This is a genomic window from Synechococcus sp. MIT S9507, assembly GCF_047304715.1.
In the GTDB taxonomy this organism is placed as follows: Bacteria; Cyanobacteriota; Cyanobacteriia; order PCC-6307; family Cyanobiaceae; genus Synechococcus_C.
In genome coordinates this window covers 49,261-75,691 of sequence record NZ_CP138970.1, presented here as the reverse complement: position 1 = coordinate 75,691, position 26,431 = coordinate 49,261, and the positions used below count along the sequence as shown (strand labels likewise).

At 53.8% G+C, this 26,431-nt stretch carries 28 protein-coding genes and 1 tRNA gene; 7 read left to right on the top strand and 22 right to left on the bottom strand.

Features of this window, described 5'->3' with window-relative positions; all coding sequences use genetic code 11:
* Window positions 1-12 precede the first annotated feature (12 nt).
* A complete protein-coding gene (gene pyk, locus SIB83_RS00365) occupies window positions 13-1,797 on the bottom strand; it encodes a pyruvate kinase (RefSeq protein ID WP_413746422.1) in 1,785 nt (594 codons plus the stop codon).
* 60 nt (window positions 1,798-1,857) lie between these two features.
* Here pyk and SIB83_RS00360 point away from each other — a divergent pair, with 60 nt between their 5' ends.
* Window positions 1,858-2,187 (top strand): nucleoside triphosphate pyrophosphohydrolase family protein, encoded by a 330-nt coding sequence (locus SIB83_RS00360; RefSeq protein ID WP_413746421.1) that lies wholly within the window; start codon window positions 1,858-1,860, stop codon window positions 2,185-2,187.
* A gap of 18 nt (window positions 2,188-2,205) precedes the next feature.
* On the opposite strand, the gene SIB83_RS00355 is transcribed toward SIB83_RS00360, so the two are convergent.
* The 3 genes from SIB83_RS00355 to ilvA all read right to left on the bottom strand — a co-directional run bounded on the left by SIB83_RS00355 (window position 2,206) and on the right by ilvA (window position 4,658).
* Window positions 2,206-2,508, bottom strand: coding sequence for a YggT family protein (locus SIB83_RS00355; protein ID WP_413402790.1), 303 nt, complete (start codon window positions 2,506-2,508; stop codon window positions 2,206-2,208).
* 24 nt (window positions 2,509-2,532) lie between these two features.
* Window positions 2,533-3,027 (bottom strand): SMC-Scp complex subunit ScpB, encoded by a 495-nt coding sequence (gene scpB / locus SIB83_RS00350; protein ID WP_413406441.1) that lies wholly within the window; start codon window positions 3,025-3,027, stop codon window positions 2,533-2,535.
* 95 nt (window positions 3,028-3,122) lie between these two features.
* Complete coding sequence (ilvA, locus tag SIB83_RS00345) at window positions 3,123-4,658, bottom strand: threonine ammonia-lyase, biosynthetic (RefSeq protein WP_413402788.1); 1,536 nt, start codon at window positions 4,656-4,658, stop codon at window positions 3,123-3,125.
* Window positions 4,659-4,735: 77 nt separating this feature from the next.
* Here ilvA and dxs point away from each other — a divergent pair, with 77 nt between their 5' ends.
* Window positions 4,736-6,679, top strand: a complete 1,944-nt coding sequence (gene dxs, locus SIB83_RS00340; RefSeq protein WP_413746420.1) for a 1-deoxy-D-xylulose-5-phosphate synthase — start codon at window positions 4,736-4,738, stop codon at window positions 6,677-6,679.
* A gap of 53 nt (window positions 6,680-6,732) precedes the next feature.
* Here dxs and psaK read toward each other — a convergent pair whose 3' ends face one another.
* From psaK to SIB83_RS00325, 3 genes are all read right to left on the bottom strand, one after another.
* Window positions 6,733-6,990: a photosystem I reaction center subunit PsaK gene (gene psaK, locus SIB83_RS00335; protein WP_413402784.1), complete on the bottom strand. Its 258-nt coding sequence runs from the start codon at window positions 6,988-6,990 to the stop codon at window positions 6,733-6,735.
* A 67-nt stretch (window positions 6,991-7,057) separates the two neighbouring features.
* Complete coding sequence (locus tag SIB83_RS00330; RefSeq protein ID WP_413746419.1) at window positions 7,058-7,348, bottom strand: DUF3593 domain-containing protein; 291 nt, start codon at window positions 7,346-7,348, stop codon at window positions 7,058-7,060.
* A complete protein-coding gene (locus SIB83_RS00325) occupies window positions 7,348-7,656 on the bottom strand; it encodes a DUF2499 domain-containing protein (RefSeq protein ID WP_413402780.1) in 309 nt (102 codons plus the stop codon). Before SIB83_RS00325 ends, SIB83_RS00330 begins: the two co-directional genes overlap by 1 nt.
* 72 nt (window positions 7,657-7,728) lie before the next feature.
* On the opposite strand from SIB83_RS00325, the gene csaB reads away from it, so the two are divergent.
* Complete coding sequence (gene csaB / locus SIB83_RS00320) at window positions 7,729-8,808, top strand: polysaccharide pyruvyl transferase CsaB (protein WP_413747405.1); 1,080 nt, start codon at window positions 7,729-7,731, stop codon at window positions 8,806-8,808.
* Here the strand turns inward: csaB and SIB83_RS00315 are convergent.
* The 12 genes from SIB83_RS00315 to SIB83_RS00260 form a co-directional block, all read right to left on the bottom strand.
* Window positions 8,797-9,771, bottom strand: a complete 975-nt coding sequence (locus SIB83_RS00315; RefSeq protein ID WP_413746418.1) for an ABC transporter ATP-binding protein — start codon at window positions 9,769-9,771, stop codon at window positions 8,797-8,799. The genes csaB and SIB83_RS00315 overlap by 12 nt on opposite strands.
* On the bottom strand, window positions 9,768-10,583 hold the full coding sequence (locus SIB83_RS00310) for a carbohydrate ABC transporter permease (protein WP_413402775.1): 816 nt from the start codon (window positions 10,581-10,583) through the stop codon (window positions 9,768-9,770). Before SIB83_RS00310 ends, SIB83_RS00315 begins: the two co-directional genes overlap by 4 nt.
* A complete protein-coding gene (locus SIB83_RS00305) occupies window positions 10,580-11,455 on the bottom strand; it encodes a carbohydrate ABC transporter permease (protein ID WP_413402773.1) in 876 nt (291 codons plus the stop codon). The genes SIB83_RS00310 and SIB83_RS00305 overlap by 4 nt, the downstream gene beginning before the upstream one ends.
* Window positions 11,455-12,732, bottom strand: coding sequence for an ABC transporter substrate-binding protein (locus tag SIB83_RS00300; protein WP_413746417.1), 1,278 nt, complete (start codon window positions 12,730-12,732; stop codon window positions 11,455-11,457). The genes SIB83_RS00305 and SIB83_RS00300 overlap by 1 nt, the downstream gene beginning before the upstream one ends.
* Before the next feature lie 4 nt (window positions 12,733-12,736).
* The gene (ggpS, locus tag SIB83_RS00295; protein ID WP_413746416.1) at window positions 12,737-14,227 is read right to left on the bottom strand and encodes a glucosylglycerol-phosphate synthase; all 1,491 of its coding nucleotides are present in this window, start codon (window positions 14,225-14,227) and stop codon (window positions 12,737-12,739) included.
* A gap of 60 nt (window positions 14,228-14,287) precedes the next feature.
* A complete protein-coding gene (locus SIB83_RS00290; protein ID WP_413746415.1) occupies window positions 14,288-14,860 on the bottom strand; it encodes a peroxiredoxin in 573 nt (190 codons plus the stop codon).
* 12 nt (window positions 14,861-14,872) lie between these two features.
* Complete coding sequence (gene rpmB, locus SIB83_RS00285) at window positions 14,873-15,109, bottom strand: 50S ribosomal protein L28 (RefSeq protein WP_413402766.1); 237 nt, start codon at window positions 15,107-15,109, stop codon at window positions 14,873-14,875.
* A gap of 61 nt (window positions 15,110-15,170) precedes the next feature.
* A complete protein-coding gene (gene htpG, locus SIB83_RS00280; protein WP_413746414.1) occupies window positions 15,171-17,072 on the bottom strand; it encodes a molecular chaperone HtpG in 1,902 nt (633 codons plus the stop codon).
* Window positions 17,073-17,150: 78 nt separating this feature from the next.
* Window positions 17,151-17,381, bottom strand: coding sequence for an indolepyruvate ferredoxin oxidoreductase subunit alpha (locus SIB83_RS00275; RefSeq protein WP_413402762.1), 231 nt, complete (start codon window positions 17,379-17,381; stop codon window positions 17,151-17,153).
* Between the two features lie 24 nt (window positions 17,382-17,405).
* Complete coding sequence (locus tag SIB83_RS00270; RefSeq protein WP_413746413.1) at window positions 17,406-18,584, bottom strand: ATP phosphoribosyltransferase regulatory subunit; 1,179 nt, start codon at window positions 18,582-18,584, stop codon at window positions 17,406-17,408.
* Window positions 18,585-18,626: 42 nt separating this feature from the next.
* Window positions 18,627-19,496, bottom strand: a complete 870-nt coding sequence (locus SIB83_RS00265; RefSeq protein ID WP_413746412.1) for an inositol monophosphatase family protein — start codon at window positions 19,494-19,496, stop codon at window positions 18,627-18,629.
* Window positions 19,493-19,876, bottom strand: coding sequence for a 2Fe-2S iron-sulfur cluster-binding protein (locus SIB83_RS00260; protein WP_413402756.1), 384 nt, complete (start codon window positions 19,874-19,876; stop codon window positions 19,493-19,495). Before SIB83_RS00260 ends, SIB83_RS00265 begins: the two co-directional genes overlap by 4 nt.
* Window positions 19,877-19,928: 52 nt before the next feature.
* Between SIB83_RS00260 and SIB83_RS00255 the strand changes: the two genes are divergently transcribed.
* Window positions 19,929-20,015, top strand: a tRNA-Ser gene (locus SIB83_RS00255).
* A gap of 150 nt (window positions 20,016-20,165) precedes the next feature.
* Here the strand turns inward: SIB83_RS00255 and pstB are convergent.
* From pstB to pstC, 3 genes are all read right to left on the bottom strand, one after another.
* A complete protein-coding gene (pstB, locus tag SIB83_RS00250) occupies window positions 20,166-20,981 on the bottom strand; it encodes a phosphate ABC transporter ATP-binding protein PstB (RefSeq protein ID WP_413746411.1) in 816 nt (271 codons plus the stop codon).
* A 61-nt stretch (window positions 20,982-21,042) separates the two neighbouring features.
* A complete protein-coding gene (pstA, locus tag SIB83_RS00245) occupies window positions 21,043-21,948 on the bottom strand; it encodes a phosphate ABC transporter permease PstA (RefSeq protein ID WP_413402753.1) in 906 nt (301 codons plus the stop codon).
* Between the two features lie 3 nt (window positions 21,949-21,951).
* Window positions 21,952-22,899, bottom strand: a complete 948-nt coding sequence (gene pstC / locus SIB83_RS00240) for a phosphate ABC transporter permease subunit PstC (RefSeq protein WP_413402751.1) — start codon at window positions 22,897-22,899, stop codon at window positions 21,952-21,954.
* A 145-nt stretch (window positions 22,900-23,044) separates the two neighbouring features.
* On the opposite strand from pstC, the gene dnaK reads away from it, so the two are divergent.
* The 3 genes from dnaK to SIB83_RS00225 are packed head-to-tail and all read left to right on the top strand — an operon-like array spanning window position 23,045 to window position 26,429.
* Entirely contained in the window at window positions 23,045-25,039 is a 1,995-nt protein-coding gene (gene dnaK, locus SIB83_RS00235) for a molecular chaperone DnaK (RefSeq protein ID WP_413746410.1), read from the top strand.
* Complete coding sequence (locus SIB83_RS00230) at window positions 25,023-25,967, top strand: DnaJ C-terminal domain-containing protein (RefSeq protein ID WP_413402747.1); 945 nt, start codon at window positions 25,023-25,025, stop codon at window positions 25,965-25,967. Before dnaK ends, SIB83_RS00230 begins: the two co-directional genes overlap by 17 nt.
* Window positions 25,968-26,009: 42 nt before the next feature.
* Window positions 26,010-26,429 (top strand): DUF3110 domain-containing protein, encoded by a 420-nt coding sequence (locus tag SIB83_RS00225; protein ID WP_413402745.1) that lies wholly within the window; start codon window positions 26,010-26,012, stop codon window positions 26,427-26,429.
* Window positions 26,430-26,431 lie beyond the last annotated feature (2 nt).

Sequence of the window (26,431 nt, the reverse complement as noted above, 5' to 3'; positions counted from 1 at the left end):
GACTGATCAGGCTTAGAGCATGGTGTCGAGTTTCACCGCCATGTTGCTGCCGGTTCCTCGATGCACAGCTCCCTCCTTGACGAGCAGAGTCACCACCTCACCGTCCAGCAGATCACGGGTGGCATTGGCGACTCCAGCAATCACGGGGATGCCGAGACGCTGAGCGATCACTGCGGCATGCGAGCTTTCGGCCGGCGTTTCAGTGATCACCGCCGCGGCGTCTCTGATGGCATCGAGATAGTCGGCGTCGGTATCCATGGCCACGAGGACTTCCCCGGGCTCGATCTTGGCGCAGTCGCTTGCGCAGGTTGCGATGCGCACTTTTCCGCTGATCGAACCGCTGCCGAAGCCTGTTCCGCGTCCAAGCACAGCACTCACGATGCCCACCTTGATCAGATCGGTCGAGCCGCTGACGCCTGCCAGGGTGCCTGCTGTCTGAACACAGAGGTCGCCGTCCTTCAGCACGCCGAGCTCCTGAGCAACGCCCATGGCGAGCGTGAAGGTTGCGGTTGTGCTCTGCTGCGTTTCGATCAACAGGGGCGTCACGCCCCAGACAAGCTGAAGTTTTCTGGCAACTGACACCTCAGAAGTGACGGCAAGGATCGGGGTGGATGGACGGAATTTGCTGACGTTGTGAGCCGTCGCACCGCTTTTGGTGAGCGGCAGAATTGCAGCAGCGTTGAGCTGCCTGGCAATGCTGCTGACTGCGCCACTGATGGCATTGGGAATGGTGCTTGGCAGATGCGTGTCGATCGGCCGCTGCGGGTAGTCCCTTTCAATACGCCGGGCAATCCTGGCCATCGTTTCGACGGCTTCCACCGGAAAATCCCCTACAGCAGTCTCGTTGGAGAGCATCACAGCATCCGTGCCATCGAGAATGGCGTTCGCCACATCGCTGACTTCGGCCCTCGTTGGACGAGGGCTTGAGGCCATGGAATCCAGCATCTGGGTGGCCGTAATGATCGGAATGCCAAGGCTGTTGGCCTTATGGATCAGATCCTTCTGCAGCAGAGGCACCTCCTCGGCTGGCATTTCCACGCCGAGATCACCTCTAGCCACCATCACGCCGTCGCAGAGGGGAAGAATGGCGTCGATCTGATCGATGGCTTCAAATTTCTCGATCTTGGCGACCACCGGAGTCGAGAAGCCGTGCTTTCTGATCAGTTCACGAATTTCCTGCATGTCCGAGGGATTGCGCACGAAACTCAGTGCGACCCAGTCGACTCCCTGCTGCAGGCCGAACGCAAGATCTTGACGGTCCTTGGTGGTAAGAGCTCTCACCGAAAGCTGCACATCAGGAAAATTGACGCCCTTGTTGTTGGACAGCACTCCACCAACGGTCACAACGCAGTGAAGGGTCTGGTCAGCTTCATCAACGCGGTCGACTTTCATTTCGACCCGACCATCGTCGAGAAGGATGCGACTGCCTGCGGTGACCTCCTCCGCCAGCCTGTGGTAGGTGACCGTGGCAACGGTCTGGTTGCAGCGAACCTGCTTGGAGGTGAGAGCGAAGTGATCCCCGTTGCCCAGGGTGATCGGACCTTCCTCGAAGCGGCCCAATCGAATCTTCGGCCCCTGAAGATCCTGAAGGATGCCGATGTGAACGCCGAGCTCATGGGCCACCTGACGAATGGTGGCGATGCGAGTGGCGTGCTCGGAGTGGTCTCCGTGCGAAAAGTTCAGACGAAATGTCGTGGCGCCTGCTTGAACAAGGTCTCGAATGCGTTCGGGACTCTCTGTGGCTGGGCCGATCGTGGCGACGATCTTGGTTCTACGTGTCAGATCGAGCTCGGCCATCCTTGGCGCCGGAAACCAGCGGAATCTACCGTCATGCCCTCAACCCACCGATGACCCTCCATGCTGCTCAACGACTACCAACTTCAATCGCGCAGTACGGCTTGCTACCCCAATGCCGGTGAGAATCTCATCTACCCAACCCTGGGCCTGACCGGTGAGGCCGGGGAGGTTGCCGACAAAGTCAAAAAACTGATTCGTGACCGTGGCGGCGTTGTTGACGAGCACTTCCGTGAGGATGTGGCTCTGGAACTGGGAGACGTGCTCTGGTATTTGGCGCAACTGGCCACGGAACTTGGGCTCAGCCTCGAGGAGGTTGCCTCAGCAAACCTCAGCAAACTCAAAAGCAGATCTCAGCGGGGAACTCTCCAGGGCGAAGGCGATCACCGTTGATCAGCAAGTGATTTGCAATCAGCCGTACATGCCGAAGCCGCCTGCGAAGGCGAAGCTGGCAGACATCAGCAACTGCTGCATCAAGCTCAGGGCGATAAAGGCCAGAATCGCTGAGAGATCCAGTCCACCGAGAGGAGGGATCAATCCCCGGAACGCATTCAGATAGGGATCGGTGATCGAACTCACGGTGCTGAGCACAGGATTTGCCCAGTCGAGATTGGGGAACCAGCTCAGAAGTACACGCACAATCAACACCAGCGAATAAATCTGAAGTGTCTGGGCGAGAACCTGAAGGACTGTGGACACAAGCTCGGTTGCCATGGATATCGCGGGATTAATGGAACTCTATGCAGCCTGGGACGGTTCGGAGCCACCGCCAAGGTCCGGGAGGACCGAGAAGGTTCTGTGGAACTTCTCGGACAAGGTGATCCAGTAGGAGCGACCTTCACTCTGACGCTTGCGTTCGATGAAGTTCTGGTTCACGAGCTCCTTGATGTGGTCGTAGGCCCCCGAACCTCTGAGATCCACAAGGTCGGATTGAAGAATTCTTTTTTTCAGTGCAACCGTGGCAAGGGTTCTGAGTGTGGCTGTGGAGAGGTTCACCGGAAGCAGATCGCGCACCAGTTCTCCCAGGCCAGGACGTAACTGCAGGCTGTAACGACTGTTGCTCTGATTGATTTCCAGGGAGGTGTCCCGTTGGGCATAGCCCGCAATCAGGATCAACATTCCCTGCTCGGTCTCCGCTTCGGACAGACCCACCAATGAAGACAGTTCCTGCAGCGTGACTGGCCGACCTTTCAGGTAGAGGATCGCCTCAAGACGAGCGGGGAGTGACACCATCGACGCAGCGTCCTGCGTGTTGTGACTGCGTTGTTGGTCTCTTCCCTGGTCCAAACCAGCTTCCATTGATCCGACAGGCCAACGTAACGCTCATCTCAGGGAGTGCCATCGGGACCGAGAAAAATCCTGTAGGCGGGATTGGATGTTTCTTCCCAGCTCGGATAACCCAGGTCTTTCAGGACCGCCTGCCATGACTCGAGATCATCAGGGCTGACGAGCACACCCACCACGATCCGACCGACATCGGCACCATGGTTGCGATAGTGAAAAATGCTGATGCTCCAGTTGGAGTGGAGCGCATTCACAAACCGCATCAGTGCACCGGGCCGTTCCGGGAACTCGAAGCGGTAGAGCAGCTCCTGAGTTGGCTCCTGCGACTTCAGCGGCAAACGACCTCCCACCATGTGACGCAGATGGACCTTGGCCAGTTCGTCGTCACTGAGGTCCAGGCATTCATATCCATTGCTGCGCAGGGAGGCCAGCAGATCAGAACGATCCTGGAGGTCCCTGACCTGAACACCCATGAAGATGTGCGCCTGATCGCCGGCACCCATCCGATAGCTGAACTCCGTGAGGCTGCGCTTCTGAAGGAGTTCTGACAGTTTGCGCAGGCTGCCGGGCTGTTCCGGAATTTCAACCGCAAGCATGGCCTCACGCTCTTCGCCGAGCTCTGCGCGTTCCGCAACAAAGCGCAGACGGTTGAAGTTCATGTTGGCGCCGCAGGCGATCGCCACGAGCTGCTTGTTATTGAGTTGCCGCCTCGTGACGTCAGCCTTCAGCCCTGCAACGGCCAGAGCACCTGCCGGTTCGAGGATGGATCGAGTGTCTTCAAAGACATCCTTGATCGAGGCGCAGATCTCATCCGTGCTCACCGTGACGATGGAATCCACATAGCTCTGAGCCAGTCGGAAGGTGTGTTCTCCCACCTCTCGAACAGCCACCCCATCGGCGAACAATCCCACCTGAGGCAGACGGATTCTTTCACCTGCCTCAAGCGACAGGGTCATCGCGGCGGCGTCATGGGGTTCAACACCAATCACCTCTATCTCAGGCCAGAGGCTTTTGACATAGGCAGCAACCCCACCAATCAGACCACCTCCGCCGATCGCCACATAGATCGCGTCCGGACGCTGGTGGCACTGGCGCAGGATTTCCATCCCAACCGTTCCCTGACCGGCGATCACCTCCGGATCATCAAATGGATGGATGAAACAGAGGCCCTCCTGTTCGCTTCGTCTGCGGGCCTCCGCATAGGCCTCGTCGTAGGTCTCTCCGTGAAGGATCACCTCTCCACCGAGCTGACGAACCGCTTCTACCTTCACGCTGGGAGTGGTGACTGGCATTACGATCACGGCTCTGCAGCTCAGATGAGCTGCGCTGAGAGCAACGCCCTGGGCATGATTGCCAGCACTCGAGGCGATCACACCCCGTGAACGTTCGTCGTCCGACAACTGAGCCATGCGGTTGTATGCACCGCGCAGCTTGAAGGAAAAGACCGGTTGCAGATCCTCGCGTTTCAGCCACACATGATTGTTCAGACGCCGGCTGAGATTGGTCGCTGACTCGAGAGGGCTCTCGCGGGCGACGTCGTAAACCCTCGCGCGCAGGATCCTTTGCAGGTAATCATCCATCGAGTCAGTCTGACAACCGAGGGCTTTCGCGGGTGGCAGGTGGGCCCCGTAGATTGACTTGATCTGCCGGGAGGCTCATGCAACTGAGCGATCTATCGCATCCCAATCAGTTGCATGGTCTGTCAGTGACGGAACTGGAGGATGTTGCCGCTCAGATTCGCCAGCGTCACCTGGAAGTGGTGTCCAACAGCGGCGGCCACCTCGGTCCAGGTCTCGGGGTTGTTGAACTCACGCTTGCGCTCTATCAGACCCTTGATCTGGATCGTGACCGGGTTGTCTGGGATGTAGGCCACCAGGCTTACCCACACAAACTGATCACAGGTCGCTACTCCGATTTCGACTCCCTGAGACAGAAGGGCGGAGTGGCCGGTTATCTCAAACGCTGTGAGAGCAGATTTGATCATTTCGGTGCCGGTCATGCCAGCACATCCATTTCAGCGGCACTTGGGATGGCCATGGCCCGGGATCGGCTCGGCCAGGATCACAAATGTGTTGCGGTGATTGGTGACGGAGCGCTCACCGGAGGCATGGCTCTTGAGGCCATCAATCATGCGGGCCACATGCCCAACACCCCTCTGCTGGTGGTGCTCAATGACAATGACATGTCCATATCCCCGCCAGTTGGAGCTCTCTCCAGTCATCTGAATCGGATGCGGCTCAGCCCTCCTTTGCAGTTTCTTTCCGGAAGTGTTGAAGAAAGCATGCGTCATCTCCCTTTCATGGGTGGTGATCTACCCGCTGAGCTCAATCGACTCAAGGGCAGCATGCGCCGCCTGGCGGTGCCGAAGGTCGGTGCGGTGTTCGAAGAACTCGGCTTCACCTACATGGGACCCGTGGATGGTCATGACATCGCTGAGATGACGAAAACATTCCAGGATGCCCATCGGGTAGGTGGTCCGGTGCTGGTCCATGTGCTCACCACCAAGGGCAAGGGATATCCCTATGCGGAGGCTGATCAGGTTGGCTATCACGCTCAGTCGGCTTTTGACCTCAACACAGGCAAGGCCCGCCCAAGCAAAACTCCCAAACCGCCCAGCTACAGCAAGGTATTCGGTCAGACGCTCGTCAAAATCTGCGAACAGAATCCCCGCGTTGTCGGAATCACAGCAGCAATGGCCACCGGCACCGGTCTCGACCTGCTGCAGAAGGCTCTACCTGACCAGTACATCGATGTAGGTATCGCTGAGCAACATGCGGTGACCCTGGCCGCTGGCATGGCATCGGATGGTCTTCGTCCTGTGGTGGCCATCTACAGCACATTTCTGCAAAGGGCCTACGACCAGTTGATCCACGATGTTGGGATTCAGAAACTGCCGGTCACATTCGTGCTTGATCGCGCTGGCGTGGTGGGTGCCGATGGGCCAACACACCAAGGCCAGTACGACATCAGTTATATGCGTTCCATCCCCAATTTCACGGTGATGGCACCCAAGGATGAAGCTGAACTCCAACGGATGCTGGTCAGCTCTCTGAGGCATGAAGGGCCTTGCGCCATCCGGATTCCCAGAGGTCCCGGTGAAGGAGTTCCCCTCATGGAGGAAGGATGGGAACCTCTTGCGATCGGTTGTGGTGAGCTTTTGCGTTCAGGAGAGGATCTCCTGATCGTGGCCTATGGCGCCATGAACGCAAAAGCGATGGCGACAGCTGAAATCCTCGCTGCTCAGGGAATTCAGTCCACGGTGGTCAATGCCCGTTTTCTCAGACCGCTCGACACGGCGCTGCTGCATCCATTGGTCAGGACCATCGGTCGTGTCGTGACCATGGAGGAAGGCTCCCTTGAAGGCGGTTTCGGTTCCGCGGTGATTGAGTCGCTTCAGGACGCTGATCTGCATCGTCCTGTCCTGAGACTGGGAATTCCTGATGTCCTTGTGGACCACGCCACGCCACAACAGAGTTTTGAAACGCTTGGCCTTCTCCCTGATCAGATGGCCGCAAGGATCAGTGAGAGATTCAACCTGGTCGTTGTCCCGATTCAGACTGCCTCTGAATCGAGTGTGGAAGTGCCTTCAATTCGCAGCTGATGAAAAAAGGTGGCTGAGCCACCTTTCAACGTTGTTTTCGGCTCAATGGTGTTTCAAAGAACTCCCCGGGTTGCCAGACCGAGAATGGCCCCCATGCCAATGACGTGTCCCAGACTTGTCGTGGCAAGGAGAGAAGCATGGCTCATGCCACCGAAAAATGATGGGTTGGGCAGCTGAGCTCCCTCGTTGGGGTATTTGATCGCAGCCTTGCCGATGACAATGGCGATCACATTGCAGACAATCATCACCAGCCCCACTTTCGGAGACCAGGTAAGCGTTGCTGGAGCAATGGCCAGAAGTGGAGCGAGCATGAAGATCAGAGGCAACGATTTATCTTCCAGCTTTTAGGCACGCACGCCTAATTCTTGTAAAAGTTGTTCATCGCAGTGCTTTTTGATACCCGATCAGTCCTGCCACGATCACGGCGTTGCTGAGCGTCAGAAATGCCTCGGCTCCACCATGAAGAGCATCAACGGCCACCAGTTCAGTTCCAAATCGCAGATCAGCAACGACAGCTGCTGCAATGGTGACTCCAACAAACAGCAGCGTGAGTTGAAAGCCACGACGGCTGAGAGCGGGAAGCAGCCGACGCTGTCCCAGGTAATAGAGAAAAACCAGATATGGAAACAGCGAGAGTGCGAACAACGGTGCTGGATCGAAGTCAGGCATCAGGCTTGTTCCTCCAATTCTGTTGGCGGCTTGATTGACCATGCGGCCCAGGCCAGCGTGGCGTTGCCGAGCAGGGTGAATGATGCCTGGAGCGTGACCAGCCAGCGCAATTGTTCAGCGTTGTCGTAAATGTGCCAGGTGCAGGCTGCCATTGCACTGACCAGCGCTGGAAGCATCGCCCAGGCGATGCGCTGAGTCGAAACGTTCTGTCCATCCGGTTTGTATTGATGAATCAGCACGATGGCCATCAGCCATTCAGCCACTGACGCCCAATGAATCCACCACGTCCCCAGGGATAGTGCGTGCATGTCATTTCAATGGCGTCGTTCACCGTAACGGTTGGAGACTTGGATAATGGGTCGATCAACTCTTGTTTGCTGGTGAAGGCACTGCGCAGTGGGCGGAAGTTGAGGGTGATGCTCTGTGGTTATTACGGCGAGCACAATCTCGGTGACGATGCTTTGCTTCAGGTGCTGGTGTCGCAGATCCCTTCCGATTGGGAACCTGTCGTGACAGCAAGGGATTCAGAGGCCGTACAGGCGTTGGTTCCCGGGGTATCAAGCGTGAATCGGCGATCACTTTCAGACACCATTCGAGGCCTGGATCAGGTGAATGCGCTGGTTCTTGGCGGCGGCAGTTTGCTGCAGGACGGAACCAGCTTCAAAAGCCTTGTTTACTATCTCGTTCTTCTCTGGAGTGCCCGTTTCAAACGTGTGCCGATATTGCTTTGGGGTCAGGGGCTGGGTCCACTTCAACATCGGCTGAGTCGTGTTTTGGTCAAACACACACTTTCTGGAGTCAGGGCTGTGTCATGGCGAGATCCCAGCTCCATTGGTCTGGCTGAGCGTTGGGGACTCAAGATTCCAATGCTGATGGGACCTGATCCGGTGTGGCGTCATCCCTCGCCACCCTGGACAGGCGGAACCCGGCTGATCCTCTGTTGGAGACCTACTCCGCTGTTGAACAGCAGGAAGTGGGGTGTTCTTCTCGAAGCCGTCGATCGATTGAGTGCCAATGACTGTTCTGAGGTGATCTGGCTGGCTTTTCACACTGAGCAGGACGCATCATTGTGGGATGACCTGCGAAATCGTGATCTGATCCCTGAAGGTTTGGATCGGCGATCCGTTCAGATGCAGGCAGAGTCTCTGGAACAGGTTCAGTCACTGTTCAGTGAATCTGCACTGGTTATCGCAATGCGTCTGCATGCCTTGATCCTGGCTGCAACGGCGGGTTGTCCAACTGCGGCACTGAGTTATGACCCAAAAGTGAAGGCAGCGGCGCAACTCGCAGCCTTGCCATGGGTGGATCTGAACGACGCACTTGATGTCGACCGGTTGAGCCGTCAATGGCAATCTGTCATGACGGCCGACCGCAGTGACTCAGACATTGAGCAGCTGAAGCGTGACGCACAGCTGCATGAGGAGATGCTCGTTGAGGAGCTCCAAAAATTATCGGCGTGATCGAAGTCCTGTATCAGCGTCGAAGAGAATTTCGTCCTCAGCCCGCCAGGTCAACCTGATCTGTGCGGGTATCCCCTGGTCGGGTGATGTCATCATCCGAATCACGCCTTGCTGAGTCTCCAGAAACAGCAACTGGGAATTTCCCAGCCATTCCCTTGACTGCAGTTTGCCTGATAATCCTTCATCAGAAAAACGAATGGACTCCGGTCTTACGGCGCGAATAGATCCAGAGTCACCCTTCAGGCAGTTGATTTGCGGCCGACCGATGAATCGAGCAACAAAAAGACTTTCAGGATTGTGATAAAGGTTGTATGGAGTATCGATCTGTTCAATCCTTCCCTCATGGAGAACAGCAATTCGCTGTGCCATCGCCATGGCTTCATGTTGGTCATGGGTGACATAGATGGTTGGTTTACGTTGCTCCAGAACAAGCCTTCGAAGTTCTGGACGAATATCTTCCCTCAATTGTGCGTCAAGATTGCTCATCGGTTCGTCGAGAAGATAAACCTCAGGGTCCCTGAGTAGTGCGCGAGCTAGAGCCACTCTTTGGCGTTGACCACCTGAGAGTTCAGCAGGACGGTTGTCTGCACGATTCCAGAGTTGGACCAGATCGAGAATCCCCTTGATTTTGAATCGTCTTTCTGGCTTTGGAACGCCACGCACCCGAAGTCCGAGTTCAAGGTTCTCGAAAACAGTTAGGTGTGGAAGCAGTGCATAACTTTGAAACACCATCCCAATACTTCGTTCAGAAGGTGAAAGGGATGTGATGTCACGACCACGGATATGAATGGAACCAGCACTGACAGGATCAAGCCCTGCGATCAGCCTCAATGTTGTGCTCTTGCCGCAACCACTTGGCCCAACCAGGGCAAGGCATTCATTGTCAGCAACAGTCAGGCAGATATTTTCAACAATCCATTGCTTGTTGATATTTCGCCCTACATTTTCGAGTTCAAGCGTCATCCCTTAACAGCTCCAGTGGTTAAACCCGAAACAATTGGTTTCTGGAAAACCATGACCAAGAGAATAAGAGGAATTGAACCTATCACTGTGGCTGCTGCGTAAGGACCGTAGGGAACCGAATGAATTGAGGAGCCAGCAATTCTTGCCATTGCAACAGGAAGAGTCAGTTTGCCTGAGTCGCTGATCCATGTGAGGGCAATTGGATATTCGTTCCATGAAAAAAGGAATACAAGAATTGCTGTACTTGCAATTGCCGGTGAGATGAGTGGGAGCAGAATCCATCGAAACCTCTGCACCACGCTTAAACCTTCAACTCTGGCAGCATCTTCAAGTTCTGCAGGAAGATCAGAAAAGGCATTTGTCAATAAAAGAATTGCCAATGGCTGGGATAATGCTGCGTAGGGAACAGCCAGTGCAATCAGACTGTTCCCCAGTTGCAGATAGCGCGCGATTTCAAGCAATGCAAGAAAAAGAAGAACATAGGGAAAAAGTGCGCAGCCAATCAAGAAGAATTTGATGACAAGTGAACTTCGTCGCCCCATTTTGCTTAAACTGTAGCTTGAGGGGATTGCTAATAAAAGGGTTAGAAATGTAGAAAGTCCTCCTACGAACAAGCTGTTCAACAAATAGCGAATGAACGGTGGGTTGCTGTTCAGAACACTCTGATAATGATCAAGTGTCCAGCGTTGATTCAGTGAAGCAAACGGTGTGACCAGTGCCTGATCAGTACAGAACGATGTGTAAAGCTGCCAAGTCAAAGGAGCCAGTGACCAGACCAGTAGAGCGAGAATCAGGAACCGTGTTGCTTTCATCTTGCTAGGGATTGCTGAGACCTGTTTCGCGCTGTTGTGACCACAAGCCAAGTAATGAGAATCAGTGAGCTGAGGATCACAAAGCTTCCGATCATGATGGTGGCGCTGTAGCCAAAGTCGAGAAATCGCAGGGCATTCCAGTAGGCGTAGAGAGCGATGCTCTCCGTACTGCTGGCGGGACCGCCTCCAGTCATCACCTGCACAAGATCAAACACTCCGAATGCCTGAGCAAGACGGAACATCAAGGCAAGGCCGAGGTAGGGAAGCAACAGGGGGATTGTGATGCGTCGAAGGCAAATCCAGGAACCTGCCCCTTCTAGCTTTGCCGCTTCGTAGAGATCAGAAGGTATGGTCTGCAGGCCCGCAAGCAGAATCAGTGCCACAAAAGGAGTTGTTTTCCAGATATCGGCGTAGACGGTGGTGATCCATGCGATGGATGGTTCTCCCAGAGCATTGAGCGATTGACCCAGCCACGATTGCGTCAGTCGATCAATAGGGCCGTAGGGAGTATTGAAGATCCATCTCCACCCAAGAGCCATCACTGTTGTGGGCAAAGCCCATGGAATCAAAGCTGATGACCTGATCAATGCCCGCTTGCGCATGGGCTGATGCAGGATCAAGGCAATAACCAAACCGAGCACGATTTCAGCGGTCACTGAGACCACTGAAAACCGAAGGGTCTGGAAGAGGTCCTGCAGGTAACGGGTGTCATGGATGAATCGCTGCCAGTTGGCCCCCTGATTCGGGATCGCCACAAGACCCGTCATCACGGAATCTGCATGGAAACTGAGCCATGTGTAGCGAAACAGAGGTAGAGCAAAAACCGCTACGAGAAACAGCAGAGATGGAATCAGCAGAATCAGCAACGGCATCAGGGAGACTCTCCTGCGGCTTCGAGCACCTGAGCTGTGGATCGTTCCGCTTGTTGCATCGCCTCCACAGGAGTTGTCATACCTGTCAATGAGCTGCTCAGCTTTCGCTGTAATACAACACTGATCTGTGCATAAAGGGGAGTTTCAGGTCTCGATCGGGCATAGGCCAGGGCTTCGCCGATGGATTGAAGGGAAGGATAATTCTCAAGGAGTTTCTGATCATTGAAGATCTCGGCCTTAGTTGGCGTATTTCCATATTTGGTATATAGATAGCGTTGAGATTCTTCGCTGGTGAGAAATTTAAAAGCTTCAACAGTCGATTCAGGATGTGCTGAACCCTTCAACAGACTTAACCCCCAGCTACCAAGTGTCGCCGCAGGTTGATGTCCCTTTTCCGCCACCATTGTTGTAATCCCGACCTTGTTCCTGACTTGACTGTCGTTTTTCTGCAATTCAGCCCATGCGTAGGGCCAGTTGCGCATGAAAGCTGCCTGACCGGATTTGAAACTCTGCAGGGCCTCAGACTCAGCGAAGTTTGTTACAGCCCGCGGACTGACACCCGTTTGAATCAGATGATTCAGCCACTCTGAAGCGTCCAGTCCTGGTGGTTCGTCCAACCCGATGCGCCCTGAATCTGGTGAAAACCATTCACCACCAAAGCCGTCAATAATCTCAAGGAAGACACAACTTAGTCCCTCATATTGCTTGCCTTGCCATACATAGCCATAGGGTATTCTGCCGCCGTTCTGAAGCTTTTGACTGATGCTCTCAAGTTCCTGCGGAGTCCGTGGGGGCTCATCCATCAAGTCTGTTCGCCAGTAAAGAAGTCCGATATCTGCATTCAATGGCCATCTCAGTAGAGAGCCCTGGTAGTGATTGCCTTCATCTGCACCTTCTGCAAGAGCATTCAGATCGTCTTCATTGAAATAGTTATCAAGGGATTCAAGCCAACCTGCTTTGGCATACTTTGGTACCCACGTTACGTCCATCAACAGTCCGTCAAATGGTGTATTACCCAGGAGAAGACTGCTGATTGCCAGATCTGAGATCGCTTCAGTCTCCAGAGGCCCTTTTATCACCTCAAGATGAATTCTGCCCCTATTCTTCTGGTTGAAGATCTTGACAAGTTCAGACGTTGAATCAGCGAAAGGAGCTGCCATCAATATGGAAACATTATCCGGGCGCTTTGCAAGAACAGACAGACAAAAAAGGCTACTGGAAATGAACAATATTGCTGCTGTCAATAGTATGAGTGACCGCTTTCTGATCGTGAACATCGATTTATTCTGGCAACTCAAGTGCACCCATTTGTTCATCAGCCCAGTCGGATACGGTGAAGGCTTCAACGGCTGAACTCATTTTCTCCATTCTTTCAAATTGCTCTGACGAAGGCATATCAATGGCAGAGTCAATTGCTGAGTCCATCTGTTTGTGCGAGTAAGGATTGGTCAGAATGGCCCCATCAAGAATGACTGAAGCTCCTGTGAATTCAGACAGCACGAGAACTCCGGATTTGCCTTTTCTTGCAGCTGCATATTCCTTGGCAACAAGATTGAGTCCGTCTCGCAGTGGAGTGATCCAGCAGATATCTGCCTGCGAAAACCAAGCCACCATTTCTTCATAAGGAATCCTGCGAGTTGAAAATCGAATTGGAACCCAATCAATTTTGCTGAATCGACCGTTGATTCGTCCAGCTGTTTCTTCAATGAGTCGTTGCGTATCCTCATAGATTTTCATCCCTGAGGCTGCAGCAACGCATGCCAGCATCAATACAACCTTCCCGTGTAGGTCATGTCGCCGCTCAAGAAGTCGTTCGAAAGCTAATAATAATTCTTCATTCCCTTTTGTGTAATCGACTCTGCTTGCTGAAAGTATAAGCTTCCTGCCTTTTTTTGTATCTTCGTTAATGCGCTCCGATAATTGAAGAATTTCAGAATCTTTTGTCATGGCTTGAATCACGTCTGGAGAGGTGCCGACGGGAGATGAAAGCAGACGTACTTTTCGTCCTCTGTAATTCAACCATGGTGTTTCAGATGGTTCGGTCAATGCAGATCCGCAACCAAGAAAGCGAAACGGAACAGCTCTTTTATCTCCTTTCTCTACACCTAGGAGGCAGTTAGCTGCTCTTGCAAAATTCTCTGTATAACGAGGAATATGAAAGCCAACAACGTCGCAGCTTAATAAACTTTCCAAGATTTGTTTACGCCATGGAAGAATCGAAAAAACATCACTACTTGGAAAAGGTGTGTGATGAAAGAAAGCGATTTTCAGGTCTGAGCGTTTGCTGCGAATATACCCTGGAACAAGCCAAAGATTATAATCGTGAACCCATATGGTTGCGCCTGGCGCCGCTTCTGAGCATGCCGCATCTGCAAATCTTTGATTGACTTCTTCAAAGATTCTCCAATCAGTATTGTTAACATTAAAGAAATTCGGGAAAGTATGCAGGATCGGCCAGAAAGATTCTTTGGAGGTGACGTGATAAAAACTTGAAATTTGTTCCTGCTCAAGCGGTATTCTCCTCAGCGTGAATGAAGCTGGATACTCCATCGCAATTCTTTCATCCTCGGCTTTGGCCAGATCGTTGACCTTACGCCAGGCAATCCAGGTTCCATTCAGCCGGTCGCGAAACAGATTTCTCAGAGTGGGAATAATTCCATTTGGACTTTTCTGATCTCTCCAAACTCTTTCACCGTTTTCATTTTTTGCTTCATCAAATGGTGTTCGATGGTAGAGAATAATAAAATTACTACTTCCTATACTTGTTTTCATTTTGACAACCTCCTGTATGGTTTGTAATGAATCTCGCCATTCAGAACTTCAATGGTGTTGTTATGCGGTTAATTGACTTTGTTCTGAAACGAGTGTGTTCAAAACGTCCTCTGCATGTCCAACAGGTCTGACACCAGTCCAGCGTGCACGTAATATCCCATCGGGATCAATCAAAAATGTATGGCGCAGTGAGTAAGGAGCCATCCAGGAACCGTACTGACGACTCACCTCCCCCTCTGGGTCAGAAAGCAGAGTGAAACTGAGCCCTTCACTGCTGCAGAATGATTCATGATCATCAACGCTGTCAGCCGAAACAGCTGCAATATCGCACTTCAGAGCATTGAAGTCTTGGATTGATTCCTGAAATCCGTGAGCCTCAATTGTGCAACCTGAAGTGAAGTCTCTCGGATAAAAGTACAGAACCAGCCATCGACCTGTCCAGGTGTCCAATCCCCAGTTTTTTGAAGGCCCCCCACCCAGTGTGCCTGGAAGGTTGAATTGCGGAGCCGGCTCCCCAATCTCAGGAAGCTTTCCCCCCAACGCTCTTGCTCGCGATGGAATCCAGAACAGAGCTGCTGCCCCAGTGACTGTGAAGCCAAGGAAGTCTCGGCGTTTCAGCGCAAGCTGAGGCATGTGAATACCAACTCAGACTTTGGCCAGATTGATGCCAAGAGATTTGGCGTAGGCGCCAAGGCCCTTTTTCTGGATGGTCTTCAGAGCACGGGTCGTGATCCGCAGATTCACCCAGCGATTGCCTTCAGCCCACCACAGTCGACGCTGCTGCAGGTTGGCCTGTTGGAGCTTCTTGGTTCTGATATGGGAGTGGCTCACTGCCATTCCGTTGTTGGCACGCGTTCCAGTGAGCTGACACACCCGGGACATGATGACGTTCCTTTGTTTCTGTGGCCAAAAGCCAAGACACCACTTTAGCAGCCAGGCCTGGTCAGGTTCCTTTGCTCACCAGCTCCGACATCAGCTTGGCGCTGCGTGTCTGGAATCCCGCCAGCTCATTGGGTTCCAGTCCCCCAACACCCAGGCGTGCCATGTCGTAGAGATGCAAGGCGAGCTCGGAGGCCAATCGTCTGCTGGGTGAAGCTTCTTCTGCGCCGATGAGGACCCCCCCCGAAGACAGCCTCAAGAGTCCTTCAACGAGTGGGTGACGACGGTTGATCAGCAACACATGATGGTCAGGCAATCCAGGCAACCGCTGATCCATCAGAGCCCCCATGTCGTTCATGCGACGCATCTGTTCGGGAAGCAGAATCATCGCTGGTGGTGCGTCCTCACCTCCCTTCAGTGCCTGCACCTGAATGGTGACCTTGTCATTGTTGAGAGCGTCCTTGATCAGGTTTCTGATCGTCTCACTCTGTGTTTCACCATCCTGGTCACTGATTTCCGGTTTTTCATCATGGAGACTTTCGTCAAGCTCCGCATCAACCCTCTGGAATTTGTATTGATCTTTTGTTGCTTCGAGCCAGGGCAGAAACTGACTGTCGATCACTGTTTCAGCGAAAATCACTTCAGCGTTCTGACTTTTCCAAAGTGTCAGTGCTCCTGCTTGCGCAACTTCATCAGTGCAGTAAAGAATTCTCTTTGATTGTGGATCTGAAAGCCTGTCCTGGTAAGAGGAAAGTGTCGTATATCTCTTGTCTCCTGCTTTGATGGGTTCCTGTTTCCCTTCGATTGATTCTGCGGTTGTTGCAAACAAAATCAGATCCGAAACCTGATCGGCGAATTTATCGTCTTCCATTGCACCGATCTTTACAAAAGGCGCGAGTGATTCCCAGGCTTCAGCGTATTGCTGGGGATGATCTGCTTTAAGAGTTTTAAGCCGGTCAGAAACTTTTTTCGCAACAAAATTTCCAATTGATCTGACTTTCCGATCAGTCTGGAGTGCGCTTCTGCTGACATTGAGAGGAATATCAGGGGAGTCGATCACTCCTCTTAATGGCAGCAAATATCTGGGTACGATTTCTTTGATCGAATCGCTGACAAAGACCTGATTGCAATATAAACGGATATCCCCTTTTTCCCAGTCAGCCCGTCCCACCGATTGTGGGAAGAAAAGAATTCCCTGCAATGTGTAGGGGTAATCCGTATTTAAATGAACCCAGAGCAGCGGGTCGCCCTGAAACGGATATAGATAGTGGTAAAGATCGATATAGTCTTGATCAGACATTTCCCTGGGATTTCTTCTCCATGCCGGGTTTCGCTTGTTGACACTTTCTCCCTCGAGCTGAACGTCGATGGGCATGAAATCGCAGTACTGAGTGATCAGTGTGCGTAACTTTGCAGGCTCCAGATACTCCAGTTCGTCATCCATTAGGTGAAGGATGACGTCTGTACCGGCTTCTGATCGTTCGTGACTCTCCAGTTTGAATGAAGGGGATCCATCGCAAACCCAACGCACTGCTTCACTGTCGGGTCGAGCAGAACGCGTAATCAGCTCCACCTCTTTGGCGACCATGAAGCTGGAGTAAAAACCAAGCCCGAAGTGGCCAATGATTGCGTCAGACTCCTGTTTATATTTTTCCAAAAAGTCTTCAGCACTGGAGAATGCCACCTGGTTGATGTATTTTTTCACCTCTTCGGCCGTCATGCCGATTCCATTATCGCTGATTTTGATTGTCTTCGATTCTCTGTCAACAGTGATATTGATCAGACCTTCATCACCTTCTGAGCAGTCACCAGCCATCGCAGCCATGCGACGCTTGCTGATGGCATCAGTACTGTTGCTGACCAGTTCCCTCAGAAAAACTTCGTGGCCTGAATAAACGGCCTTTTTGATGATTGGGAAGATATTTTCGGTATGGATCTGAATTTGACCCTGTTCAAGCACCGACATCAGCAAGCGTGAGCTCTCTGAAAATTAATCAGGGTGGGTGCTGCAGATCAAGAGATCCCTTGGTGAGTTTCCCGTACGTCACTTCGAAGATGGCCGTTGGAGGTCCGATCGCTCTTCCGGCAGAATTGCCCCTTCTATTGGACAGATCTGCAGGCAGACACTGCAGTTGATGCAGGTTTCAAAATCAATCCAGAAATACTCAGTTCCCTTTGTGTTTCTACCGCTTCCAGGTGTGATGCAGGCCACAGGGCAGGCGTCAACGCAATCGGCTGCGCCTTCGCAAGCGTCGGTCACGATTGTATGAGCCATTCATCTGTTCAGTTCCGAAAGACTTTAGGTATCAATCCATTCCAGCCTGTCGCAGCCCGATTGTTTGAGGCGATCGAGCGCTTCGAGCTTATCTCCACAGGCACGCTGATCCAGCACGCTGATTCTGCCCTGCTGGTGGAGTTCCATCTGGCGCTCCAATGCCGACTCGAGGGTTTGTGTTGGCCCGAAACAGATCAATGCTGCTGTTTCTTCCTGCGTCGTGGTGATCTGATCTCCCGGAAGATCCCTGATGTCATCAACGCAGTAGCTGAAACCCAGCCCTGTTGCTTCCGCTCCCTCGCCGCCAAGTTTCCTGACAAGTGAGTCGTATCTTCCGCCACGGGCGATCACGACAGGCGCCGACGCTCCCTGGCAAACCAGTTGAAGAACGATGCCGTCGTACAGCTCGTAATGAGGCTGAAAAGTGGGGTCGAGCTGAAGTGTCAGTTCGGATTTCTCCGCCAATGGGTTCAGATGGTTGAACAGTCTCTGTAGCTGGTTTAGAACCTCCTGATTCGGAAACTGCGCACTGAGTGCCGCCAGGATCTCCTGCGGGTTTCCGCGTCGGTCGAGCCATCGGCCCAGATTCTGCTCCGCCTCGGGTGCTAATCCGAGCGCCTGCAGACCAAGCCGATCGTACTGACTCAGGCAGGTTCGGATCCTGTGTTTCTGCTTCTGTTCAAAGGGTTCCAGCAACAGGTCCATCAAGCTGGTGTGTCCAATCAACAGCCTGGGCTGGCTGGACCTGTTCAGATTCAGGCCTTTCAGTGATGCCAGTAAAAGACTGAACAATTCAAGTTCCGATTCGACACCCAGCCCACCGAAAAGTTCCACACCGCAATGAAGGTTCTCCTCAATGCACTGGCCTCCTTCATCAGCGGATCTCGATTCAAAGACGGTTCCGCAGCTCCAGAGTCTCAGCGGTCGCTGACGTTCCAGCAATCTGGTGCAGGCTGCCCTGGCGATGGAGGCAGTCAGTTCCGGTCTCAATCCCAGCGGTTCATCGGAAACAAGTCGAACAATGTCACGACTATCGATGGCTCCACCTGCCTTGAGCGTGTCCATCCGTTCGATTCTGGGGGGAGTGACTTCCTCGTATCCCCAGAGACGAAACACTTCAGCCAAGGTTTCCCTGAGTTCCTGGTTGCGTTGAACCTGCTGAGGATTGAGATCTCTCACGCCTGAGGCGGGTTGCAGGGCCATCGCACCTGTCGCTGCTTCGATCAGGATCCCATGGCTGGGGTTTCAGCTTGCGTAGAGCTGTTCCGCCAGGGGCTCGGTATCCAGCAGTTCCTGGCGAAGTGCGGAGTGAAGTCCAGGACCCGTCGCAAGAATCCGGCCGGATGAAACGTTGTAACTCTCGGCTCCGTAATCGCTGACTTCACCTCCTGCAATCACCACCAGTGCCGCTCCAGCTGTCAGGTCCCAGGGAGAGAGGCCTCGTTCCCAGTAGCCGTCGAGTCGTCCTGCCGCTACATAGGCCAGATCAACAGCAGCCGCACCACCGCGACGAACGCCCCGTGTTTTGTGTGTCAGTTTGCAGAACTCCGCATAGTTGTTGTCGAGACGTTCCCTTCGGTCATAGGCGAATCCTGTGACCAGGAGACTGTCTTGCAGCGATGAGCAGTTGCTGACCTGGATGCTTTGGTCGTTGAGGAATGCTCCCACATCGGGACAGCACCAGAACACTTCCTGGAGGAAAGGCACAGCAATGGCTCCCAGGATTGGAAGACCCCTCCAAAGCAACCCGATCGATGTGGCGAAAAAGGGGTAGCCGTGGGCAAAATTCGTCGTGCCGTCGAGAGGATCAACGCACCAGCTGAGCTCTGAGACGTCTCCCCGTGCACCGGATTCTTCAGCGAGAACTGAAATTTCAGGTGTGGATTCACCGAGAGCGCTGAGCAGGGCCTTTTCCGCGGCAAGATCGGCATCAGTTACCAGATCTCCAGCCCTGGCTTTCTGCTGAATTGAGACGAGTCGCCCGTAATGCCGCATCAGCACTGAGCCACCAAGATCAGCCGCCTTTCTGGCGATCTGACTGAGCTCCTCAAGTCTCAGGGGCGTCAGGCCGGCGTTTGCGGGTGCAGCGCTGCAATCAAGTTGCTGCTTGGTCATTCCTTCCAGGTTTCGAGTTCCTCAAGAGGAATTTCACGTGTGACCGACCCTCTGCCGAAGTAACGGCCGAACTGCAGGTCGTAGACCTCATCCTCGTCCTGGGTTTCCGCAACAAGCGGACCGATGGCTCTTGCCACACAGAGAAGTCCATAACCTTTGGCCCTCAACTCCCTGGACAGGCCCATGGCTTCCTGCTGATCGAGCTCGCCTTGCTGAACACGTACAGCGCAGCTTGTGCAGCATCCGTTCCGACACGAAAACGGCAAGGGATCTCCCTGTTTCTCGAAGCTCTGCAGGATGTAATCACCCTCCGGCACCTCATGGGAGATCACACGCCCCTTCTGTCTCCAATGGATGGTGACCCGATGAGTCGGCCTCATTCAGTGCAGTTGGAAACGCCCTGCTACATTCTGACTTGCCAGACGAGCCCCTGGAGAGGTGGCCGAGTGGTCGAAGGCGCAGCACTGGAAATGCTGTATAGGGGCAACTCTATCGAGGGTTCGAATCCCTCCCTCTCCGTTTTTCTCCGGTCCTTTAGGACCGGTTTTTTTTTTTGCACCGGTTATTTTCTCGGTCTGAATGATCGATCTGTCGAGATTGTCTGTTTCAATCAGAGCGAAACAACAATTGCTTCAAAGCTTTGACAACTTCGGCTCATTCACCACGGAATCAGCCGAATCGACCAGAGACATAATCCTGAGTTGCCTGTTGAGAGGGAGAATTGAAGATCATTTCTGTTTCGTTGAACTCCACCAGATAGCCGACTTTGCCGGAACCTCCATCCACCGCTTCAGCGTTAAAGAATGCGGTCATATCACTCACTCTCAAGGCCTGTTGCATATTGTGCGTCACAATGACGATTGTGAAACTCTTTTTTAATTCATGCATTGTTTCCTCGATTTTCAATGTTGAGATTGGATCCAGGGCTGAACAGGGTTCATCCATCAGGATCACCTCAGGCTGAATGGCAATCGTGCGTGCAATGCAGAGACGTTGTTGTTGTCCTCCTGATAGTGAGTAGCCACTCTCGTTGAGTTTGTCTTTGCACTCACCCCATACAGCCGCCTGGCGCAGAGAGCGTTCAACCAACTCATCCATATCTCCGGTATAGCCATTAATTCGTGCTCCAAAAGCGATGTTTTCGTAGATACTTTTTGGAAAAGGATTGGGTTGCTGAAATACCATCCCAATTCGCCGCCTCACTTCCACCGGATCAACCGAAGGGGCATAAAGGTCAGCTCCATCAAAGAGCACGCGACCTTTCAGAGTGCAACCTTCAATCAGATCATTCATGCGGTTCAGCGCTCTCAGAACCGTTGATTTTCCGCAACCAGAAGGGCCGATGAATGCGGTGACCTTGCCACGTGGAATGTCACAGTAAACGTTCTTGACAGCTTCCTGGCTGCCATAGCTAATTGTGGTGTTTTGAATTGACAGACAGATATCATCTGATGCTTCGGAGCTCGTTTTGCTGGTGGAAGTCATGACTCTCGGTTGGCTTTATGGAAAGACTTGAAACAGAAGCAATGGATTGAAGATTTGAAGTTCAGTTGGCAGCAAATCGTCGTAACCATCGAGCAAAAAGATTGATCAGTAGGATGAATAGAACGAGTACAAAAGATGCAGCCCATGCGAGCTCGTTCTGTGCTTCATACGGCAGCGTTGCAAAGTTATATATCAACACTGATAGTGTTGCTATCGGGTTGAAAACTGATTCAAATCCCTGCGGCCAGAAGGGTGAGAACAAAGCTGTGAAAATCAATGGTGCTGTTTCTCCTGCTGCCCTTGCAATCGACAACACCACACCTGTGGCAATCGGTGTGAAGGCTGAAGGAAGAGTGATTCGCAAAATAGTGACAAATTTGGATGCGCCCACTCCAAGAGCGGCGCGACGGAGATCGTCGGGAACCAGTTTCAGCCCTTCGTCAGTGGTCTTGATGACCGTGGGCAGCATCAAAATTGATAGTGCAACTCCGCCGGCAATTGCACTGTAGGAATTTCCAAAAATAATCTTTGTCTTGACAATGACGGAGTAAACAAAAACACCGGCGATAATGGATGGGACTCCTGACATAACGTTGGTCCCAAATCGTATGAACTGCGCAAAAATCCCCCCGCCTGAGTACTCAGCTAGAAAAATTCCCCCTCCAACGCCGACTGGAATGGCGATCAGGGCTGATAGAAAGGTGACAATAATGGTGCCGATCACTGCATTGCCAATGCCACCACCTTCCAGTCCTGTTGACGGTGAAGTGAACAGGCTGATGTTGAGCACTCTGCCCCCCTTGATCAGCACATAAGTCAATACTGCAACGAGTGGCAGAACAGCAATCGCTGAAAACAATCCAACCAGGGATGTGAGAATTCTGTTGAGTAAATTGCGCTTTAGGCCCTTTTTGTAGCTCAGGTCAGGAGTGTCTCTTCTCAGACTGGCTGTTGGTGAAAGTGCCATGATTCAGTACTTGAGACTGAGACGTTTGACCATCCACCGGGCCAGAAGATTCACCGCCAGGGTGAGAATCATCAGGACGAAAGCCGCATACATCAGCGACGAAACCTGACTTCCATCAGCTTCGCCAAACTGATTGGCCAGCATGGCTGAGATGGTGTTTCCAGGTGCCAGCACAGACCAGCTGAAGGTGTTCGAATTGCCGATGATCATGGTGACGGCCATCGTTTCACCCATGGCGCGTCCCAGTGCAAGCATCACGCCACCTACAATGCCTGAGATGGCAGCGGGCAGCAGCACGTTGAGAATCGCCCCCCAGCGTGTTGTGCCGATGCCGTAGGCAGCCTGACGCAGCTTCATGGGTACCTGATTGAGTGAGTCTCTTGCGATCGCTGTGATGATCGGCAGGATCATCACAACCAGGATCAGAACCGCTGGTGCGATTCCAGGCCCCATTGGATCAGTTGAAAAGAAGGGCAACCAGCCGAGGGTCCTGTGAAGGATCTCAAGAAACGGACGAATGAACGGCTCCAACACGAAGATGGCCCAGAGACCCAGCACCACCGAAGGAATCGCCGCCAGCAGCTCCACCATCAATCCGATCAGCGTTCGGATTTTCAAAGGAATGATGTTTTCGGTGATGAAGATCGCTGTTCCCACGCCGAGAGGCACGGCAATCAGCAATGCCAGCATCGATGTCAGCAGCGTTCCGTAAATGGCTGTGAAGGCGCCGTATTCATCCTTGACGGGATTCCAGTTGGAGGTCACGAGAAATGACCAGCCATATCGGCCCATCGAATCCAGCGATCCCCAGAACACCACGATGAGAATGGCCAGCAACACCATGGCCACCACCGAGGCCAGCATGATGGCCAGAATCCTGAAGCCGCCATCCACCGATTTCTCCATCGGCGGACGTCGCCGTAAGCGATACAGCTCCAACGGCCTGGGCATTCTGTACTGAACAGACCCTTGAAACGTACCGGTCCAACGGGACCTGGATCACTAAGAGCGCGTTAACGCCCCCTGTGGGATTGCTCGTGCGGGGGCTGTGTGAGAGCTGTTTGGGCCGTTACCGTGGGATTTCATACAGGCTTCTATGGGCCGGATCGTCGGAATCGACCTGGGTACCACCAATTCCGTCGTGGCTGTTCTTGAGGCCGGGCGGCCCGTGGTGATCGCCAATGCGGAAGGGACCCGGACGACCCCCTCTGTCTTGGGGTACACCAAAGACAATGAACTGCTGGTTGGTCAGCCGGCCAGACGTCAGCTGGTTCTCAATCCGCGCAACACCTTTTCCAATCTCAAGCGCTTTGTCGGTCGTGCCTGGGATGAGCTCGACGAAGGATCACTCACCGTTCCATACACGGTCCGTTCCAACAGTCAGGGCAACGTCCGTGTGGCCTGTCCGCAGACCGAGCGTGAGTATGCACCGGAAGAGCTCGTGGCCAGCATCCTGCGCAAGCTTGTGGATGACGCTTCCACCTATCTCGGGGAGGAGGTGGAATCCGCGGTGATCACCGTGCCGGCCTACTTCAACGATGCTCAGCGTCAGGCCACGCGTGATGCCGGTCGACTGGCTGGAATCAGCGTTGAACGGATTCTCAATGAACCGACCGCAGCCGCTCTCGCCTACGGCTTCGATCGCAGTGCGGTCCGCCGTGCTCTCGTTTTTGATCTCGGAGGCGGAACCTTTGATGTTTCGTTGCTGAGGATCGCCAACGGTGTCTTTGATGTCAAAGCCACCAACGGCGATACCCAGCTGGGTGGGAACGACTTCGATCAACGCATTGTTGACTGGCTTGCGGAAGCCTTTCTCAAGCAGCACGGGGTCGACCTGAGGCGTGATCGACAGGCACTCCAACGGCTCACCGAAGCTGCTGAAAAAGCCAAGCAGGAGCTCTCCGGGGTGACCTCCACACCAATTTCCCTGCCCTTCATCGCCACGGGCACAGATGGACCTCTTCACATCGAGACAACCCTGGACCGCGAAACGTTCGAAGCTTTGTGCCCCGATCTTCTCGATCGTTTGCTGGTTCCGGTTCAGACGGCACTCAGGGATTCCGGTTGGGCGGCTGAAGACATCGATGACGTGGTGCTAGTTGGCGGAAGCACTCGCATGCCGATGGTGCAGCAGTTGGTCAGAACCCTGATTCCCAATGATCCATGCCAGTCGGTCAATCCCGATGAGGTGGTCGCAGTGGGAGCTGCCGTTCAGGCGGGAATCATCACCGGCGAATTGCGCGATCTGCTTCTTAACGACGTCACACCGCTCTCGCTGGGGCTGGAAACCATCGGAGGACTGATGAAGGTGTTGATTCCGCGCAATACGCAGATTCCTGTGCGTCAGTCCGATGTGTTCAGCACCTCGGAGCCAAACCAGTCTTCAGTCGAGATTCATGTCTGGCAGGGAGAACGCCAGATGGCGACAGACAATAAATCGCTCGGGCGTTTCCGCCTTTCGGGAATTCCCCCCGCACCTCGTGGAGTGCCTCAGATTCAGGTTGCCTTTGACATCGATGCCAACGGTATTCTTCAGGTCAGTGCCACAGACCGCACAACCGGTCGCAAGCAGTCGGTCACGATTCAAGGAGGCTCAACCCTCAGCGAGGATGAGATTCAGGGTCTTCTTGCCGAAGCGGAGGCTCGTGCTGATGAAGACCGTCGCAAGCGCTCCACGATCGAGCGTCGCAATTCGGCGATGACCCTGGTTGCACAGGCGGAGCGTCGTCTTCGCGACGCCGCTCTGGAACTTGGCCCCTACGGAGCAGAACGCCAGCAGAGAGCGGTTGAGATGTCGGTTCGCGACGTCCAGGATCTTCTGCAGCAGGACGACCTTCAGGAACTTGAGATGGCCGTGAGCGGACTTCAGGAAGCGCTGTTCGGTCTGAACCGCCGGCTTACGGCTGAACGACAGAACGACAATGGTCCTCTGCAGGGTCTGAAAAGCACTCTCGGAACCCTCAAGGACGAGCTGTTCGCCGAGGACGACTGGGATGATGACCCCTGGGCATCGCCACAGTCCCGCTATGACGGACCGATGAGAGGCGGCCGAAGAGGGATTGACCCCTGGGACGATGACAACTTCCGCTGACCCGGACTACTGGTCATTGCTTGGTCTGGAGCCCGGTGCCGCTCCCGATGCTCTGAAGCTGGCTTTCCGGCGTGAGGCCAGGCGCTGGCATCCCGATCTGAACGGAAATGATCGTCATGCCGAGGAACGTTTCAAGCTCGTCAATGAGGCCTACGCCGTTCTCAGCAACCCTGACAGGCGAAAGGAATGGCAGTTGCGACAACGCGGAGGTGTCGCGGCAACTGATCCCTTCAGCACCGGCTTTCCCGATTTTGAGGACTACCTCGCTGTCGTTCTGGGTCTCGAGCGTGAACCTGTGCGGAGAGAGCAGGCGTCGAAGGATCAGGAAGAACAGGAACGGTCGTTTGACCACAGCGAGGGTTCTGATCATGCCTATGGATCTCACTGGCCTGAGGCTTCGCCGCAGCCACCTCCTCCGGTCCGCACTGATGATGATCTTGAGACGGTTGTTGATCTCACCCCTGACCAGGCTCTGCAGGGCACAACCGTGGAGCTGGAGCTGGGCGATGGCACCTTGGTGGAGGTCGGCACTCCGCCCAGGGCCGGGGATGGCTGGCGCCTACGACTTGAAGGTGTTGCCCCCGGTGGGCGTGATCACTTCCTGCATCTGCGGGTGATGACGGATGACGGCCTTCGCATCGATGGGCTTCGGGTGCATTACCGACTCGAATTGCTTCCACCGGATGCAGCGTTGGGTTGTGCCGTTGACGTGCCCACCCTTTCCGGTCCTGTGACGCTTCAGGTTCCACCGGGCTCATCCAGCGGGCGTTTGCTGAGATTGCGCGGTCGTGGTCTGCGGTTCGGAGACGATTGCGGCGATCAGCTTGTGGAGATTGTGATTGTGATTCCAGCGGCGCTCGATGATGATGAACGTGCGCTTTATCAACGACTGCAGGAGCTCAGTCTCGAGCGCGCAAACGGTTTCTAAGTCGCAGTTTCGATGAGAGACTGCATCTGACGATTGATCAGCATGTTGGTTCACGTGCTCCTGTACGACGCAGGACAGGACAGCGAAGGTATCCACTCCCTTGAGCTCTCAGGTCAGACCGTGGTGCTGATGTTTGAGAACCGCGACGACGCAGATCGCTACGCCGGATTGTTGGAGGCTCAGGACTTTCCGACTCCCAGCGTTGAGGCTCTCGATCGTGAGGAGATTGAATTGTTCTGCCGTGAAGCCGGGTACGAGGCCAGATTCGTATCCGATGGGTTTGTTCCCAAGACCGATGATGAGCGCTTGATGCTTGCTCCTCCAAGTGCCAACCGCGACGTGACGAACTGGCAGGAGTCGGAGCCCGATCAATCGCAGGCTGGGGAAGCATCATCAAAAGAAAGCGATTCCGCGGTTAAGGACCTTGATGATGTGCGTCGTCGTCTCGAGGGCCTTCTCTAGGC

What these genes read in the sequence shown, in the direction of transcription:
- pstC (WP_413402751.1), bottom strand. Translation starts at nt 22,899, where the DNA reads ATGCCCAGGCCGTTGGAGCTGTATCGCTTACGGCGACGTCCGCCGATG.
- psaK (WP_413402784.1), bottom strand. Translation starts at nt 6,990, where the DNA reads ATGCTCGCTCCACTTCTGGCCATTGCTCCAGCAACGCTTACCTGGTCT.
- SIB83_RS00265 (WP_413746412.1), bottom strand. Translation starts at nt 19,496, where the DNA reads ATGACCAAGCAGCAACTTGATTGCAGCGCTGCACCCGCAAACGCCGGC.
- SIB83_RS00275 (WP_413402762.1), bottom strand. Translation starts at nt 17,381, where the DNA reads ATGGCTCATACAATCGTGACCGACGCTTGCGAAGGCGCAGCCGATTGC.
- SIB83_RS00270 (WP_413746413.1), bottom strand. Translation starts at nt 18,584, where the DNA reads ATGGCCCTGCAACCCGCCTCAGGCGTGAGAGATCTCAATCCTCAGCAG.
- rpmB (WP_413402766.1), bottom strand. Translation starts at nt 15,109, where the DNA reads ATGTCCCGGGTGTGTCAGCTCACTGGAACGCGTGCCAACAACGGAATG.
- dxs (WP_413746420.1), top strand. Translation starts at nt 4,736, where the DNA reads ATGCAACTGAGCGATCTATCGCATCCCAATCAGTTGCATGGTCTGTCA.
- SIB83_RS00360 (WP_413746421.1), top strand. Translation starts at nt 1,858, where the DNA reads ATGCTGCTCAACGACTACCAACTTCAATCGCGCAGTACGGCTTGCTAC.
- dnaK (WP_413746410.1), top strand. Translation starts at nt 23,045, where the DNA reads ATGGGCCGGATCGTCGGAATCGACCTGGGTACCACCAATTCCGTCGTG.
- SIB83_RS00305 (WP_413402773.1), bottom strand. Translation starts at nt 11,455, where the DNA reads ATGCCGTTGCTGATTCTGCTGATTCCATCTCTGCTGTTTCTCGTAGCG.
- SIB83_RS00230 (WP_413402747.1), top strand. Translation starts at nt 25,023, where the DNA reads ATGACAACTTCCGCTGACCCGGACTACTGGTCATTGCTTGGTCTGGAG.
- SIB83_RS00290 (WP_413746415.1), bottom strand. Translation starts at nt 14,860, where the DNA reads ATGCCTCAGCTTGCGCTGAAACGCCGAGACTTCCTTGGCTTCACAGTC.
- SIB83_RS00330 (WP_413746419.1), bottom strand. Translation starts at nt 7,348, where the DNA reads ATGCCTGACTTCGATCCAGCACCGTTGTTCGCACTCTCGCTGTTTCCA.
- SIB83_RS00355 (WP_413402790.1), bottom strand. Translation starts at nt 2,508, where the DNA reads ATGGCAACCGAGCTTGTGTCCACAGTCCTTCAGGTTCTCGCCCAGACA.
- pstB (WP_413746411.1), bottom strand. Translation starts at nt 20,981, where the DNA reads ATGACTTCCACCAGCAAAACGAGCTCCGAAGCATCAGATGATATCTGT.
- SIB83_RS00260 (WP_413402756.1), bottom strand. Translation starts at nt 19,876, where the DNA reads ATGAGGCCGACTCATCGGGTCACCATCCATTGGAGACAGAAGGGGCGT.
- SIB83_RS00225 (WP_413402745.1), top strand. Translation starts at nt 26,010, where the DNA reads ATGTTGGTTCACGTGCTCCTGTACGACGCAGGACAGGACAGCGAAGGT.
- SIB83_RS00315 (WP_413746418.1), bottom strand. Translation starts at nt 9,771, where the DNA reads ATGACGCTTGAACTCGAAAATGTAGGGCGAAATATCAACAAGCAATGG.
- SIB83_RS00300 (WP_413746417.1), bottom strand. Translation starts at nt 12,732, where the DNA reads ATGTTCACGATCAGAAAGCGGTCACTCATACTATTGACAGCAGCAATA.
- pyk (WP_413746422.1), bottom strand. Translation starts at nt 1,797, where the DNA reads ATGGCCGAGCTCGATCTGACACGTAGAACCAAGATCGTCGCCACGATC.
- ilvA (WP_413402788.1), bottom strand. Translation starts at nt 4,658, where the DNA reads ATGGATGATTACCTGCAAAGGATCCTGCGCGCGAGGGTTTACGACGTC.
- ggpS (WP_413746416.1), bottom strand. Translation starts at nt 14,227, where the DNA reads ATGAAAACAAGTATAGGAAGTAGTAATTTTATTATTCTCTACCATCGA.
- scpB (WP_413406441.1), bottom strand. Translation starts at nt 3,027, where the DNA reads ATGGTGTCACTCCCCGCTCGTCTTGAGGCGATCCTCTACCTGAAAGGT.
- SIB83_RS00310 (WP_413402775.1), bottom strand. Translation starts at nt 10,583, where the DNA reads ATGAAAGCAACACGGTTCCTGATTCTCGCTCTACTGGTCTGGTCACTG.
- htpG (WP_413746414.1), bottom strand. Translation starts at nt 17,072, where the DNA reads ATGTCGGTGCTTGAACAGGGTCAAATTCAGATCCATACCGAAAATATC.
- pstA (WP_413402753.1), bottom strand. Translation starts at nt 21,948, where the DNA reads ATGGCACTTTCACCAACAGCCAGTCTGAGAAGAGACACTCCTGACCTG.
- SIB83_RS00325 (WP_413402780.1), bottom strand. Translation starts at nt 7,656, where the DNA reads ATGCACGCACTATCCCTGGGGACGTGGTGGATTCATTGGGCGTCAGTG.